Raw genomic sequence first — 14,105 nt, 5'->3', positions numbered from 1 at the left:
ACGTGTTTCGGTAGGTTGCGCCCCTATGTGGACTTTTGCATGATTGTGGCCGAGCAAATGTGCTCATGCTTATAAAAAAGACAAGGAGGTCGGTTCATTTGGTCCAGGTGCTGGGTTGTAAGGCGCAACTATTAGTTGCTTTCTGGATCGTCGTTTCCGCTACTGCGTCCAAAGAGTAGCTGCTCCTCACGGTAAAGTAAGTAATCTCATGAGCGCTTGCTGACAACGTTTCGTTGACTATTGGGTTGTTTGCTGATCGGTGCGCGGTCTCCCAATGGAGTCGGCATACAGGGTGCCAATTCTTCGACTTAAACTTGATTATAGTTTTAATCAGGTCCGAATCTACACGCGTTTGCAAGAGAGTTATTATGGATAAGAGAACTATTGTTGCAGCAGCTTTAAGCGATTTCAAAAATAACCGAAGTAAGTGGGTGTGGCTCTACTTTTCCAAGGTTTTTATTTGGATGGCGTGGATGGCGTTATGTGTATATGGCATCGGCGTGGCGACCAGTGCGAGTGTAACCATCTTGTTGCAATTGTTACTCGGCGCGGCTTTTGCCCATGGCGTTGAGCTACAACATCAAGCGCTGCACCAGTCAGGGTTTCGTTCTCGGCGTATCAACAGAGTGGTTGGCATGATGCTTGGGTTGCCAATGCTGGTTTCTTACTCGTCTTACCAGGATAGCCACCTGTTCCACCATAAGGCCCTTGGCAAACCAGAGGATGCCGAGTTCTTCGAGTACGGAGATAAAACCGAGCGACAATTCCTGGCGGTGATAAAACATTTTTTCCTGATTAATCATTTCTGTGACTTCTTGAAAAACGTGATCGATTCACTGAATGGTCGACCGTTCAAAACCAAGCTTATTCCTCAGAACGCCGACAGGATTCGCTTTGAATACCTGCTGATGGCAGCCGTCGTAGCCGGTGTGTTCTTTGTGAACAGTGAACTGCTGGTTAAGTGCTGGATCATTCCACTTTTTCTGTTCGCGGCACCCATTCATGCACTGATCGAACTGCCCGAGCACTACGCGTGCAACAAAGACTCAACAGACGTGTTCGCCAATACCCGATCTATTAAAACTCACCGCTTGGCTTCCTGGTTCACAAACGGGAATAACTATCATGTCGAGCATCACTGGATTGCTTCATTGCCGGTTGAACAGTTGGCGTCTGTTCATCACAAGATAGAACGCCAGATTCAGCATCTTTCAAGCTCATATTTTTCTTTCTATCGACGGTTTTTCTCAACGTTACTGCTTGGCAATCGAACTCCTCAATCACAACAAGGAATGTGAATATGCACGCGAATCGACCTAAAAAAATTGTACTGGCATTTTCTGGCGGGCTGGATACCTCCGTGATACTCAAGTGGCTACAAGTTACTTATGAGTGCGAGATTGTCACCTTTACTGCAGATCTGGGGCAAGGCGAAGAAGTGGAGCAGGCACGGGAGAAAGCCCTCGCCCTGGGTGTGTTGCCGCACAACATCTATATCGAAGACCTGCGGGAGGAGTTTGTCGCTTCCTACGCTCAGCAAATGTTCCGCGCCAACGCAGCATATGAAGGCTACTACCTGATGGGCACACCCATCGCCCGCCCGTTGGTCGCCAAGCGTCAAATAGAAATTGCACGCGCTGTGGGGGCCGATGCCGTGGCACATGGATGTACGGGTAAAGGCAATGATCAGCTGCGCTTTGAACTCGCCTACTATGCAATCGCCCCGGATATTCGTGTTATCTCGCCGTGGCGCGAATGGGAATTGGCAGGTCGTGCGGAGTTACTTGAGTTCGCAGACACGCATGGAATTGCCGTTGCTCGTGACAAACGTGGCGCAGCGCTCTATTCGTCAGATGCGAACTTGCTGCACGTGTCGTGCGAGGGTAAATCCCTTGAAGATCCATGGGTCACGCCTGAAGAAAATGCCTGGTCAAAGGTGGTTTCACCTGAAGCAGCACCTGACAAGCCGACCTGGATTGAAATCGATTTTCAAAGTGGCGATCCCGTGGCGCTAAACGGGGTTCACCTATCCCCGGCGATGCTGCTGACGCAACTGAATACACTTGGCGCGCAAAATGGTATCGGCAGGCTCGATATTGTCGATACTCGATATGTCGGGCTCAAGTGCCGGGGGTTGTTTGAAACCCCAGGTGGAACCATTTGGCAGGTGGCACACCGCGCCATTGAGTCGATTACGCTGGATCGAGAAGAGGCTCATTTAAAAGATGAATTGATGCCTCGCTACTCCGCACTTATTTACAACGGCTACTGGTTCTCCCCTGAACGTGAAATGTTACAAGCGCTCATTGACAAGAGTCAGCTGCGTGTAACAGGGCGTGTGAGGATTCGTCTGTATAAAGGCAACGTTATTGTTGAAGGTCGGAAAAGCCCAAACAGTTTGTACCGTCAAGAGTTAGTCACCTTTGAGGGTGGGGGTAGTTATGATCAACGTGATGCAACCGGCTTTGTAAAAATCAATTCCCTGCGCCTGCGGCTGCTTGGCGAAGTTCGTAACGCCACGTCATAAGTCGAAAGGTTTACGCGTGCGTTCGACTGAACGGTTCAATTGACTTTTAGGTATCTATTACAATGACTATTCAACGCTTGCTAACCATTGAAGATTTGTCTGCAGAGAATGTACGTTCCATCTTGCTGGTTGCCGAGGCACTTGAGGTACATGCGCAGGTTCATGGGTACTTACCGCCCCTGTTGAGGGGTAAATGTCTGGGTATGATTTTTGACGAGACTTCGTTGCGCACCCGGACTGCATTTGAACGCGCCATTGGTGACCTGGGCGGTCAAGCGATTCACTATAATGGTAAAGAGGCACGCATTGGAATTCATGCCGCCAAGCAAGAGCATCTGGAAGACTTCGTAAATGTGGCGGGCCGTTTTAATGATGCACTCCTTAGCCGTATTTATGATTTTAAGGTCCAGCAACAAATTGCAGATCTTTCACCGGTACCGTTTATTAATGGCATGTGTGATTTGCATCATCCAACCCAAGCGTTGTGTGATTTTCTCACTCTGACCCGGCGATTTGGAGACATTGCCGGTTTGAAGATCGCATTCGTCGGCGACGGTACCAATATTGCGTTATCGCTGGCGCAAACGGCGGCAAAACTGGGGGCCAATTTTGTTTGTGCAACGCCTGCGGGCTGGGGCTTGCCTGACGCAGTGACCACAAATTTGTCAGGCTATTGCGCTACCGTCGACCCAATTGCTGCCGTCGCAGATGCACATGTAGTGGTGACAGATTCGTGGATTCCGATGAATAAAAGCCATGAAGCAGAAGGTCGCCGCGCCATACTTGCCCCGTATCGTGTCACAGCAGAGCTAATGAGCCACGCACGCGCCGATGCCATCTTTCTGCACAACTTGCCTGCGTATCGAGGGGACGAAGTATTACCTGAGGTGATTGACGGGCCCCAGTCCGTTATTTACGACGAAGCGGTTTCACGATTGCATATTGCACGCGCACTGCTGTTGGCGATGCTGCGTCCGGACTGGAATGAACTGGTCATCGCTATACAAAGCGCTCGGCAGCAACCCGATGAGCTCGCAAGTTGCCTGGCAGACTTCGTCAAAGTTGCCGTTGGGGTGAAAGCTGCATGATAAGTCCCGACCCGATTAAAACGGCTGCGTCTGCGATGGCGGCCATTGGTGCGACTATGCATTTTGATTGGCGCTTGGCTGGCTACGATTTGCTGTGTTCTCAAGCCCACGTGGAAATGCTCCATCGGCAGAATATTATCTGCGAAGCAGACGCTTCGACGCTCCTGTCGGGGCTGGAACAATTGAGTCAGCAGGTTCGCGCTGGTGAGTTCATGTCCCCTCCAGACGCGGAAGATATCCATACCGCGCTGGAGCTTCAGCTTGAAGCGCTCGTCGGGCCAGTGGCCGGCTGGCTGGGCACGGCCAGAGCGCGCAATGATCTTGCGGTGACGGCCCTGAAGCTATGGCTGCGGGACCAAATCGACGCATTGCTATGCAAGTTGAAAGTCTTGCTGGAAGCCTTCCGGCAACAGGCGCTGCGCCATGCTGCTACTGTCATGCCAGGGTATTCACACTTGCAGGTAGCACAGCCTATTACATTTGGGCACCTTAATCTGGCGTACGCCGAAACCTTGCTGAGAGATGGCGAGCGTCTGTTGTTTGCCCGCGCCTCGTTGCGCGAATGCCCATTGGGCAGCGCGGCACTGGCGGGTACCAGTTTCGCAATTGATCGGATTTACACCGCACAGCGACTGGGTTTCGAGTGTCCCTCCAGCAACTCCATTGACAGCGTTGGCGAGCGTGGTTTCGCTCTCGATTTCCTTACGGCCGCTTCCTCGCTTGCACTCAATTTGTCGCGTTTTGCTGCCGAGGTTGTGTTCTGGTCAACGCAGTCAGTGGGCTTCATTGTATTGCCCAATGCGTTGGTTTCCGGTTCGGCCGCCATGCCACATAAACGCAACCCGGATGCTGCAGAACTTATCCGGGCGAAGAGTGGCCGGGTTCTCGGAAACCTGCAAAGCCTCCAGGTGGTGGTGAAGGGGCTGCCGCTGACATATTTCCGGGATTTGCAGGAAGACAAGGAACCGCTATTTGATACTGCCGACTCGTTACATTTGGCGTTGGACGCTGCGATTTCAATTGTCAGCTTGATGCAGCCGCAACCCGAGGCAATGCTGCGCGCAGCCTCCATAGGCTTCATCACCTCGTCGGATTTGGCGGATTGGTTGGTGATCAACCTGAATATTCCATTTCGCGAAGCCCACCATCTAGTGGCGAGGTTGGTTGAAAGCGCTCAAAGCAACAATCTGACACTGGGTGAGTTGTCCCTTGAACTTCGGTCCGCACTCGATCCACGTCTGGCGGTGAGTCCTTGGCCATCGTTCAATCTTGAACAATCGGTACACGCTCGTCGCAGCTATGGTGGTACGGCCCCGGAGCGAGTTACTCAGGCTGCGGAAGCGTTCGCGGCTCGATTGAGTCAATTAAGTTAAATAATTCATAAGTAACGGGTCGAATCCACGCATCAAGGGTTTAAACACCGGGTGCCTTTATTTCGAAGCGAGCTAGCATGTCATATCAAAATAAAGATCTAGTATCTTCAAAGGCAGAGTATTGGCAAAAAGGCTACACCGTACTGTCCGGTTTATTCAATGCAGAACAAATCGAGCGTATGCGTCAAGAGTGCAGTCGACTGTGGCGATTGCCAGGTCTTGGCGATGATCTGAACTTACGCACCGAGTTTCGTCGCGGACCGGAAAATGGCTATGTTTTCGATCGTCTGGATCCGGTGATTGATATTTCACCCATATTGACGGAGGCAGCGATGTTTTCATCGTTGATTGAAGCCGTGGATACAGTGTTGGGTGGGCATTCGGAATTATTGAAGTGTAAGCTGATTCGTAAGGATCCAGGCACTAAAGGCTATGCGGTACACCAGGATTTTCTCTACTGGAAATGGCTCGATATCCATCCTGATAAATTGTGCTCAGTGGCGATCAACCTGTTTGAGAGCGGTGAGGATTCCGGCGGAATTACATTCTACCCTGCGCAGCACCAAACATTGATCCCAGGGCCACTGGGCAATGAAGTTGGCGATTGTGATATCGCACGCATAGACACCTCAATTAAAGAACTGCCTCTGCTGGCGGCTGGTGATGTGGTTATTTTTCACTCGCTCACCCCTCATTTCAGTGGGCCAAATCTTAGTGGTCAATCACGTACCATTTTGCTTCCCTCCTATTGCCTGACTAACGATTCCGGACTGTATGAAAAATACTACACTCGCGAAATTACTCGACGTTGCGAGGAAATGATTGGTTTTGAACGCTATTTGACGCAGCTCTCTGGCTTTCAACGTGCCTTGCTATCCCGTAAGCCGGTATTAACACCCTCCGAATAATTTAACCCTGTAGAGCGATAACGTCATGAAGATTCTATTACTCCACCCTGTTTCAGCATGGTCCTTGCACCGGGTCTCACAGGTGTGTGCAAATAACGGTTGGGCGTTAACAATTATCACCATCGACACTTCTACAGTCGGAACGGGCTGTAATAACCTCGACGAATGGCTTCGAGTGCCTGCGCTGACTGATAATTCTCTCGAGCTTCTAAGCCAGATCGGTGATCGCCGTTTCGATGCGGTGGTGGCCGGCAATGAATTCGCAGTGATTGCTGCGGATGTGTTGGCAGCGGAGCTGGGGCTTTACCACAACCAGTTGGAACACATCCGATCCTCACGAAATAAAGCGTTGATGCGCACAGCCTTCGCCCAGAAGATGATTCCACAGCCGAAGTTGCTCGCGGTTCTCACCTCTCCAGCGCACAGTCGGGACCTTGACTGGACAAAAATTACATTCCCGGTAATTGTAAAACCAGTCGATATGGCGATGAGCCTTTTCGTAAAGAAGTGTGATACGAAGGAACAAGTCGAAGAAGTACTTAAGAAGATTTTCTCCTTTAAGCAATCTCGGCTAACTAACTATGAGTTTACCGCTCAAGCATTGATTGAAGAGTTTGCCGAAGGTCCAGAGTACAGCCTGGAAGGCGTCATCGAAGCGGGGCGGCTGGTACAGCGGGTTCTGACAACAAAGTTTGTTTCTCCATTGCCATCCTGTTATGAGGTTGGGCATATTAGTGGCGAGGATATACCTTCGGAGCATGACTCCGAGCTGACCCGAATTTGCGAATCTATCGGTGAATGTTGGGGGATGCGAAATGGGGTGATTCATCTTGAATTCAAAATGACGGCACAACAGTTATGGGTGATTGAAGCCGCCGCCCGTGCTCCGGGTTGTCATATTCCCGAGTTGGTCGAGTTGCGTCATGGTTACTCTATCGAAGAGGCATTTATACGACTGCGCGCCGGTTTATCTTGGCGCGATGGAGCGCCGTTCACGGAAACACCCGGCTGGGTTGGTATTGGTTTTTCGTTTCTTGATTTGCGATCACTTGAAATAACAAATGATCTGGAACTGCTGGCCGAACATCATGATCCCGCAGAAGCTCTTCCTGGCGCAGAAGCGTATTCAGTCAATCAACGTACCGGGTACGCCATCGTGCGTAGTGCGTCATTTGAATCGATTTCACGCTTTGTCGGTAAACTCTGAGGGGGGCGATGAAATGAACGTGCTTTTATGCGGCGGTGTTCGCGATCATCACGATTTTCTATATCAGGCCGGGTACAAAGTGACCTGGTTGCTCAACCGTAATAGTTTAGCCGTTGAAGACCTGAGTTCGTCCGCTCGGCGTCTCATCGCCTATGCTGTGGAAGACTCATACAACTTGTTAACGGGGCAGGTACTGGAATTACATCAGCAACTGGATTTTCAACGGGTATTTGCATTTCATGACGATTCTCAAGAGCTCGCCGCTCATTTGGCACATGCTATTGGCTGTGACTTTCCTATCAGTCGTGCCGCGGTGCAGAACACACGCAATAAAATTTCGGCCCGGCTAGCGCTTGATTCGGCAGGTGTGCCCAGTTGCTGGTTTGCAGAGGCGGCAGATAAACAAGCGTTGTTAGACATTCTACGAAATTCTGAATTGGCCAAAGTCATCATAAAACCACCGGACGGAACGTGCAGTATCGGTGTTGTAGCACTGGAAGATCCCGCGAGCAGCGATGAAAGTTGGGTGGACAAACATGTCACCGGTTATCCGGTGCTGGTCGAAGAGTTCCTGTATGGCAAGGAATTCAGTGTTGAGTCGTATAGTGTCAATGGTCGGCACCATGTACTAGGTATCACAGAAAAGTTTATCGATGCTGCCAGTTTCATCGAGATCGGCCATGTTTTTCCGGCGGAACTCGAGCCGCCCGTCGCCGAGGTAATCACCGACTATGTCGCCAGCGTTTTATCCGCCACGGGTATTGAGCATTCTGTTTCCCACACGGAGATTATGTTGACGGAGCAAGGACCGAGGTTGATTGAGACTCATACCCGGGTAGGGGGCGACTACATTCCTCACTTAGTGCGACAGGTTACGGGGTTGGACCTTTACGAAATTGGTGCGCGTCTGCAGGATGGGCATTGGTCTTCCTATTTTGTCGAGCAATATACCGTCCCCGCCAGTGATGGCTGGTGCGGAATACGCTACCTGCTGCCAGAAGCGCCCGGGAGAGTCGTCAAGTCAGTGCATGGCGTAGAGCGCGCGTGCGCGATCCCGGGCGTAATTCAGGCGTGTGCACTGCGCAAGCCTGGCGAGCGGATCAAGTCACTTGTCGAAAGTTTCCCTCGTACTGCTTATGTCATAGCCAAGAGTTCATCACGTTCCGAGTTGGACGAGATACTTAGCACCGCTATTGGAGGCATTCGCTATGAGTACGAATGACTCCATAGAGGGTGGAGTAAATCGTGGTCCTGCGCCGATCAGTGCTTTCCTATGGGGAGAGTTCGCGCTTAATGTTGGACGAGGCTACCTACTCATAGTGTTCACACTGCTCTTGTTTCGCACCAGCGGCAGCCTATGGAACAATTTGCTTTACGTGACCAGTGATGTGGTTTTTGCATTCGCCGTACCGTTGATTGCCGGTGTCTGGGTGGACCGCAAAGGTCCGGGTATGTTGCTGTTCTGGTCAGTCACGCTCATGAGCCTGATGCTGTTGGTGTGTGGGTTACTGGCATGTGTTGAAGGGGTGTCTGCCGGTAATGTTCTGGCCGCCAGCTTGATCACGGGCATGCTAAATGCCGCAGTACGGGTATGCGTGTTTACCTTAACCCCCGCACTTGTCGCAAGCCATGAACTCATGCAAATCAACGGTCGGCAACAGGTTGCATTTCAGCTTGGAAATTTGAGTGGCGTGCTGATAGCCGGGGCGCTGTTCGACCGTATTGGGTTGGGCGCTTCGTTTTTTATCGTTGCCTGCTTCACGGCAATAGCGTCTATGTGTTATCGGCAGGCTGCGACCGGTCTTGCTCGGCCCAGCGATACACTTGATTTTACTCGAAGTTTGCGGGCGGGTTTCTTCCAGCTACTGCCCGCCCTGCGACAGAAAAAAATATTGATTGCGTTGTTCGCATTGGGAGCCAGCGATTTGATTGCAATCAGTATGTTCAACTTAATGTTGCCTGTCTTGGTGACAACACATTTGGGTGGCGAATCTTTTGCGTTAGCGCTCATCGACTCCTTTTACACCGCCGGCTCCGTTGTACTGGGTTGGATGGTGGGCCGTTTTGCGCTAAGAGGGCGAGTGTTACATCCGTTGTTATTACTGATGCCGGTTGTGCTATTGGGCACTACGTTGCAAGCCCTCTGGTTTAATCGTATCACCTGTCTCGTGGTTGTGTTTGGGCTTGGTTTTTTGGTGCCCTCATACACCATCTACTTCTCCGCGACTATCCAGGCCCTAGTGCCCGCTTCATTACGGGGGCGTTTCGCAGCATTGCGCAGAATGGTGTCCACGATCGTGGTTTCCGGGACATCGGCGACATTTGCGGCGAGCTACGCAAGTCAAGGGTTAGTTGGAGCCGTGTGGGCCACGCTAGGCATTGCGCTGGCCATTTTTGCTGGTGGCGCCGGTTGGGTGTGGATGCGGCGAAGTTCTGCAGAGCCACAGAGTGCCGACGTCAAAGATCGCGGTACTGCATACCAAAACGAATATGACGATTTAAAACCTATATTCGCACCCCTTCTCCACATTGCTTCTAAAGGAAATAATCTCCCATGATGAATATTGCCCATCACATTATTGTAATCGGAGGGGGGCCGGGATTATGCGACCGCGCCCACCATCTTGGCGCGCTCATCACACTGGTGGATACACCTACCAGCTATGAGCCAGCGCTGGTTGCCTCGGTTCATCGTACCGTCTTGACCTGTTATGACGACCCCGCGCTGTTACCAGCGTTGCAAGCGCTGCATGCACAACAGCCTTTCAGTGCTGTACTTAGCATGACGGAGTTGGGCTTGCTGCCTGCGGCGCGGATTGCTGACGCACTGGGATTGCCCGGTACAAGTCCGCAAGCGGTAGAACGCACACGCGATAAGGTGTTAATGCGTGAATGGCTGAAAAAACAGGCTTTCTCCAAGGTGGTCAATTCGCCAGTGAGTTGCTCTCGAGACATACAGAATTTTGCCCAAGAGCATGGCTTCCCGGTGATTGTGAAACCGCGAAGCGGCGTGGGGAGCCAGTCCATTATGCGTTTCGACTCTCTGGAACAGCTAAACGAATTCCCCTTGAGCAAGCTGGACTACATAGTCGAGCCCCTTCTTGTTGGGCCCGAATTCTCGGTCGAAGTATTCAGCTTTGGCGGGCGTCATATGATCGCTGCGGTGACTGAGAAATTTACCAACGACAACGATCCGCACAATCCATATGTCGAAGTAGGACACGTAGTGCCAGCGCGGATAAGTGACGAGGATCGGCAAGCCATTGAAGACTATGTGCGACGGTTTTTAACTGTAATGGAAATTAGAGACGGATGCTCCCACACTGAGTTACGCCTCACAGCTAACGGCCCGGAAGTGATCGAAACTCATACTCGAGTGGGTGGCGATTCCATCCCCACGTTGGTACGCCAAGCAACCGGGTGTGATTTGCTGGATCTTGCGGTCCAATGGCCGCTGGGTTTGATCGAGCCTATGGATACTCCGAAGGCGAACTGCGCGGCTGCCATTCGTTTCTTTACTCCAACGCCTGGAAAAGTCAAAGCGATTACTGGCGTACATCGTTGGCGCGGCATGCCTGGTGTTCTAAAATTGCACCTTTCGATCAAAGAAGGAGTGATGGTGGGAGAGCCTCGGGACTCATTCACTCGTAGCGGTTATGTGCTGGCTACTGCCCCAACGGCTTGCCTCGCATTGGAACTGTGTGGCAGGGTCGTTGATGGGGTAGTTGTTGATATCGAATAGTACAATCTGGCGACGATGTACTGAGATTCACGACTCGGCTGTAAAGCTCGAGTCTGGCGTACGATCCACATAAGGAAGTGTTTCATGCAGGAAAAAAATGATAAAGGCATGCTGATCCGCGGCCGTTTCACACAGAGCCTGGCTCGTGTGATGGAACGAATTAATGCGTCCATCGGATTCGACCAAAAAATGGCGATGCAAGATATCGCCAGTTCGCAGGCTCATGCGCATATGCTGGCGATGCAACACATTATTTCAGAAGAGGACTTTGCGCAGATTCAAAAAGGTCTGGAGCAAATACGCGAAGAAATCAGCGAAGGAGATTTTGAGTTCTCCTTTGCGCTTGAAGATATTCATATGAATATCGAATCGCGCCTCAACGAAATTATCGGTGCGCCTGCGGGCCGCCTCCATACTGCGCGCAGCCGCAATGATCAAGTGGCTACGAGTTTTCGTTTATGGGTGCGGGATGCTCATGATCGCGCGCTAGCGCTGATCAAAGAACTTATTGGCGCGTTGCTTGAGTTGGCAGAACGAAACTCGGGCACCATCATGCCGGGATTCACTCATTTGCAGAGTGCACAGCCCATTACCTTTGGTCATCACCTGATGGCCTATGTCGAGATGTTCGGTCGTGACTACACACGGCTGCGGGACTCACGAGCCCGCATGAACGAATCCCCTCTTGGCGCCGCTGCGCTGGCGGGCACTTCGTTCCCGATTGATCGTGTTGCCAGCGCCGGGGCTCTTGGTTTTGCCAACCCCATGCATAATTCGATGGATGCAGTGTCGGATCGTGATTTCGCGATTGAGTATCTCGCCGGTGCATCCCTTGCTATGACTCACTTGTCTCGGCTTGCCGAGGAAATAGTGCTGTGGATGTCGCCCCAGTTCCGTTTTGTGCAACTATCCGATGCGTGGACCACCGGATCCTCAATCATGCCGCAAAAGCGCAACCCCGATGCTGCGGAGCTGATTCGCGGCAAGACCGGGCGAGTGACGGGGTCTCTGGTCGGGTTGTTGACGGTCATGAAGGCGTTGCCTCTGACGTTTTCCAAAGACATGCAAGAGGATAAAGAACATACCTTCGATGGCGCCGAGACACTGGAACTGTGCCTTGAAGCCATGACCGGGATGATTGGTGACCTGACGCCGATACCGGACCGTATGTTGGCGGCTGCGGGCTGCGCGCATGCGACCGCGACGGATCTGGCCGACTGGCTCACGCGCGAACTGGGTATGCCATTCCGTGAGGCCCACCATATAACAGGACGCCTGGTACGGTTAGCCGATGAGCTCAATTGCAGCTTGGACGGCTTATCGCTGGAGGCGATGCAGGAGGTCCATGCTCAGATCACCAGTGCGGTGTATTCGGTATTGAGCGTGGAGAGTTCGGTGGAGTCGCGAAATAGTTTGGGAGGCACCTCGCCGGAGCAGGTCCGCAGCGAAGTTGTTCGCTGGCGTGCACGCCTGCAATGCCTGGAATCCCAGGTCAGTCCGGTTTAAGGGGCCGGCTTGTGGGTGACCGCGGCGGAGGAATCCCTGCCGCGGTTACCTGTAGGTGGCTAAGAGAAACGTACGTGCGGGGTTTTATTGGGTGCTATTGAGTGCACGCCAGGTATGTTCATTAAGTTCCACTTTCAAAGCGACAGCCTGTTCAACGCCAATCTTCATTGAGGGCCCGAACCGACTCAGGTCAAGGCCAAGACGGATGAGCATCTTTTCTACGCCGACAGTGGTGACAGTGACCAACTGAGAAATATTCCTGGCCATGGCGAATTCTACGAGCGCGCGAATGGCAGTAGTTGATATGTCGGAAAAATTGAAGGTACTTTTTTTCGGTGCCTCAATAGCAAATCGACTCAGTTCCCAAATGTGCTCGGAGCAAGGCGCCTCGTCACCATGCAGTAAAACGGGAAAGGTATGGGCGAGCATATTGGGGCCGGTAGTTGGTAATATTCTCCAGCAGCCTGAAACATGAGGCTCTGCTGTAGAGCTGGTGATAATCATGTAATAAGGATTTAGCGCGTCGTAGCCGTCGATTTCCATACCTGCAATGATATTGACATCCCATTCTTTTTTATTCTTGAATATCTTGGCGCGGAGTGTGTGCATTTTTTGAAGGTGCTGTGCTTCGAAGTTTTCGCGGCGATCAATTGAGATAAACATAACCATTCCTTAATGGGGAGCCGTCGGGAACGATATATTCATTTCGAATACAGTGAATCCTACCGGAATTGGGAGGTTTTCGGCTGCCCGTTAAGATGGTAATGCTTTGGGCGAAGTTTGGAGTCTCGGGGTTGGGCCGGGTTCTCAACTCCACGGTTGCAGGTGCGGTGGGGATTTGTGCGTTATACCCCTAAAAGTTAAAAATCGCGTTAACTTTTAGGGGGGAAGCCTTAGAGGGATATCAGTTTCAGTTGGTGGGCTTTGATAATGGCTTGGTGCCGCGTATTGACCTTGAATTTTTTTCGTATATTTCTAAAGTGAAAGTCGATGGCCGCATAAGAGCACGAGAGAATGATCGATATCTCCCATGTTGTTTTTCCTGCTGCCGACCATTTGATAACTTCCAGTTCGCGCTTGGTGAGGTGAGTCACGGGCTGATGTTCTTTGGTGAGGTGATGGATTGCACTCTGCAGGGCGAAGTCGCGCAGAGCCATTGCATAGGGAAGCGTTACCTGGACGTGTTCCAGGTATTGGGTTTTGTGCGTGCTGTCCCACTTGAGGCTGAGCATTCCGACCTGCGCCTGAGGGCTGTGTATAGGAAGAGTTACGCCTTGGCGCATATCATGTGACGAGGCCTCTTCCAGGAATTCCAGTGCTGGAGTACTGGTGTATATCTCTTCTGTCCATATCAGCGGCAAACTGGATTTGAAACTGTGAGATACGACGGGGTCAATGTCCGCATAGTGGTGTTCATCATATCGGCTTCGCCATCTCTCAGGGTAATTGCTGATGATGGTAGCGTCTTTGTTGTCGGCTTCTATCCCAGGCTTTAATGCGAATAGAACTTGTGAGTAACCAATCTTCTCGGAAAGCTGTCTCAGTACTATAAACCAGTCCTCCATGTTTGAGATTTCGCTCAACTTGATAAGGTCTTCAAAAAAAAGCATAGCCTATTCACACTCTTTAGCTGTTGATGAATAGTTAGCGTACCCTGATATTAAGTTTGAGGTCTTCGGTAAAGCCTGATCCGGCAGCAACATATAACTTATAAGCTAAAGTGCATTTTGTATAAGTGATGCGTGCTGTAGTTG

12 protein-coding genes are annotated in these 14,105 nt (G+C 51.4%); 10 read left to right on the top strand and 2 right to left on the bottom strand.

All coding sequences use genetic code 11. The features are described from left to right. Window positions 1-368: 368 nt before the first annotated feature. The 10 genes from ACIOYV_RS09745 to argH (ACIOYV_RS09700) all read left to right on the top strand — a co-directional run bounded on the left by ACIOYV_RS09745 (window position 369) and on the right by argH (ACIOYV_RS09700) (window position 12,351). On the top strand, window positions 369-1,298 hold the full coding sequence (locus ACIOYV_RS09745; RefSeq protein ID WP_401323242.1) for a fatty acid desaturase: 930 nt from the start codon (window positions 369-371) through the stop codon (window positions 1,296-1,298). A 2-nt stretch (window positions 1,299-1,300) separates the two neighbouring features. Continuing rightward, a complete protein-coding gene (locus tag ACIOYV_RS09740) occupies window positions 1,301-2,527 on the top strand; it encodes an argininosuccinate synthase (RefSeq protein ID WP_401323239.1) in 1,227 nt (408 codons plus the stop codon). Window positions 2,528-2,589: 62 nt separating this feature from the next. Continuing rightward, complete coding sequence (locus tag ACIOYV_RS09735) at window positions 2,590-3,615, top strand: ornithine carbamoyltransferase (protein ID WP_401323236.1); 1,026 nt, start codon at window positions 2,590-2,592, stop codon at window positions 3,613-3,615. Then, window positions 3,612-4,988: an argininosuccinate lyase gene (gene argH, locus ACIOYV_RS09730; protein WP_401323233.1), complete on the top strand. Its 1,377-nt coding sequence runs from the start codon at window positions 3,612-3,614 to the stop codon at window positions 4,986-4,988. Before ACIOYV_RS09735 ends, argH (ACIOYV_RS09730) begins: the two co-directional genes overlap by 4 nt. 77 nt (window positions 4,989-5,065) lie before the next feature. Beyond that, window positions 5,066-5,896 (top strand): phytanoyl-CoA dioxygenase family protein, encoded by an 831-nt coding sequence (locus ACIOYV_RS09725; protein ID WP_401323230.1) that lies wholly within the window; start codon window positions 5,066-5,068, stop codon window positions 5,894-5,896. 25 nt (window positions 5,897-5,921) lie between these two features. After that, a complete protein-coding gene (locus ACIOYV_RS09720; RefSeq protein WP_401323227.1) occupies window positions 5,922-7,103 on the top strand; it encodes an acetyl-CoA carboxylase biotin carboxylase subunit family protein in 1,182 nt (393 codons plus the stop codon). Window positions 7,104-7,116: 13 nt separating this feature from the next. Further along, complete coding sequence (locus ACIOYV_RS09715; RefSeq protein ID WP_401323224.1) at window positions 7,117-8,325, top strand: ATP-grasp domain-containing protein; 1,209 nt, start codon at window positions 7,117-7,119, stop codon at window positions 8,323-8,325. After that, window positions 8,312-9,661 (top strand): MFS transporter, encoded by a 1,350-nt coding sequence (locus ACIOYV_RS09710; RefSeq protein ID WP_401323222.1) that lies wholly within the window; start codon window positions 8,312-8,314, stop codon window positions 9,659-9,661. Before ACIOYV_RS09715 ends, ACIOYV_RS09710 begins: the two co-directional genes overlap by 14 nt. Next, on the top strand, window positions 9,658-10,845 hold the full coding sequence (locus tag ACIOYV_RS09705) for an ATP-grasp domain-containing protein (RefSeq protein ID WP_401323219.1): 1,188 nt from the start codon (window positions 9,658-9,660) through the stop codon (window positions 10,843-10,845). The genes ACIOYV_RS09710 and ACIOYV_RS09705 overlap by 4 nt, the downstream gene beginning before the upstream one ends. 84 nt (window positions 10,846-10,929) lie before the next feature. Beyond that, on the top strand, window positions 10,930-12,351 hold the full coding sequence (argH, locus tag ACIOYV_RS09700; RefSeq protein WP_401323217.1) for an argininosuccinate lyase: 1,422 nt from the start codon (window positions 10,930-10,932) through the stop codon (window positions 12,349-12,351). Between the two features lie 84 nt (window positions 12,352-12,435). Here the strand turns inward: argH (ACIOYV_RS09700) and ACIOYV_RS09695 are convergent, their stop codons facing one another. Both ACIOYV_RS09695 and ACIOYV_RS09690 read right to left on the bottom strand, forming a co-directional pair. After that, window positions 12,436-13,014: an acyl-homoserine-lactone synthase gene (locus ACIOYV_RS09695; RefSeq protein WP_401323214.1), complete on the bottom strand. Its 579-nt coding sequence runs from the start codon at window positions 13,012-13,014 to the stop codon at window positions 12,436-12,438. A 230-nt stretch (window positions 13,015-13,244) separates the two neighbouring features. Further along, window positions 13,245-13,961: an autoinducer binding domain-containing protein gene (locus ACIOYV_RS09690; RefSeq protein ID WP_401323213.1), complete on the bottom strand. Its 717-nt coding sequence runs from the start codon at window positions 13,959-13,961 to the stop codon at window positions 13,245-13,247. Window positions 13,962-14,105: the final 144 nt, after the last annotated feature.

Source organism: Pseudomonas sp. NPDC087342 (assembly GCF_044744265.1).
Taxonomy (GTDB): domain Bacteria; phylum Pseudomonadota; class Gammaproteobacteria; order Pseudomonadales; family Pseudomonadaceae; genus Aquipseudomonas; species Aquipseudomonas nunensis.
Note: the sequence above shows the minus strand (reverse complement) of the source record. Positions and strands in the feature narration are given on the sequence as shown.

Coding starts and splice junctions, on each gene's coding strand:
- argH (WP_401323233.1), top strand. CDS start 3,612: ATGATAAGTCCCGACCCGATTAAAACGGCTGCGTCTGCGATGGCGGCC.
- argH (WP_401323217.1), top strand. CDS start 10,930: ATGCAGGAAAAAAATGATAAAGGCATGCTGATCCGCGGCCGTTTCACA.
- ACIOYV_RS09735 (WP_401323236.1), top strand. CDS start 2,590: ATGACTATTCAACGCTTGCTAACCATTGAAGATTTGTCTGCAGAGAAT.
- ACIOYV_RS09720 (WP_401323227.1), top strand. CDS start 5,922: ATGAAGATTCTATTACTCCACCCTGTTTCAGCATGGTCCTTGCACCGG.
- ACIOYV_RS09715 (WP_401323224.1), top strand. CDS start 7,117: ATGAACGTGCTTTTATGCGGCGGTGTTCGCGATCATCACGATTTTCTA.
- ACIOYV_RS09690 (WP_401323213.1), bottom strand. CDS start 13,961: ATGCTTTTTTTTGAAGACCTTATCAAGTTGAGCGAAATCTCAAACATG.
- ACIOYV_RS09725 (WP_401323230.1), top strand. CDS start 5,066: ATGTCATATCAAAATAAAGATCTAGTATCTTCAAAGGCAGAGTATTGG.
- ACIOYV_RS09710 (WP_401323222.1), top strand. CDS start 8,312: ATGAGTACGAATGACTCCATAGAGGGTGGAGTAAATCGTGGTCCTGCG.
- ACIOYV_RS09705 (WP_401323219.1), top strand. CDS start 9,658: ATGATGAATATTGCCCATCACATTATTGTAATCGGAGGGGGGCCGGGA.
- ACIOYV_RS09695 (WP_401323214.1), bottom strand. CDS start 13,014: ATGTTTATCTCAATTGATCGCCGCGAAAACTTCGAAGCACAGCACCTT.
- ACIOYV_RS09745 (WP_401323242.1), top strand. CDS start 369: ATGGATAAGAGAACTATTGTTGCAGCAGCTTTAAGCGATTTCAAAAAT.
- ACIOYV_RS09740 (WP_401323239.1), top strand. CDS start 1,301: ATGCACGCGAATCGACCTAAAAAAATTGTACTGGCATTTTCTGGCGGG.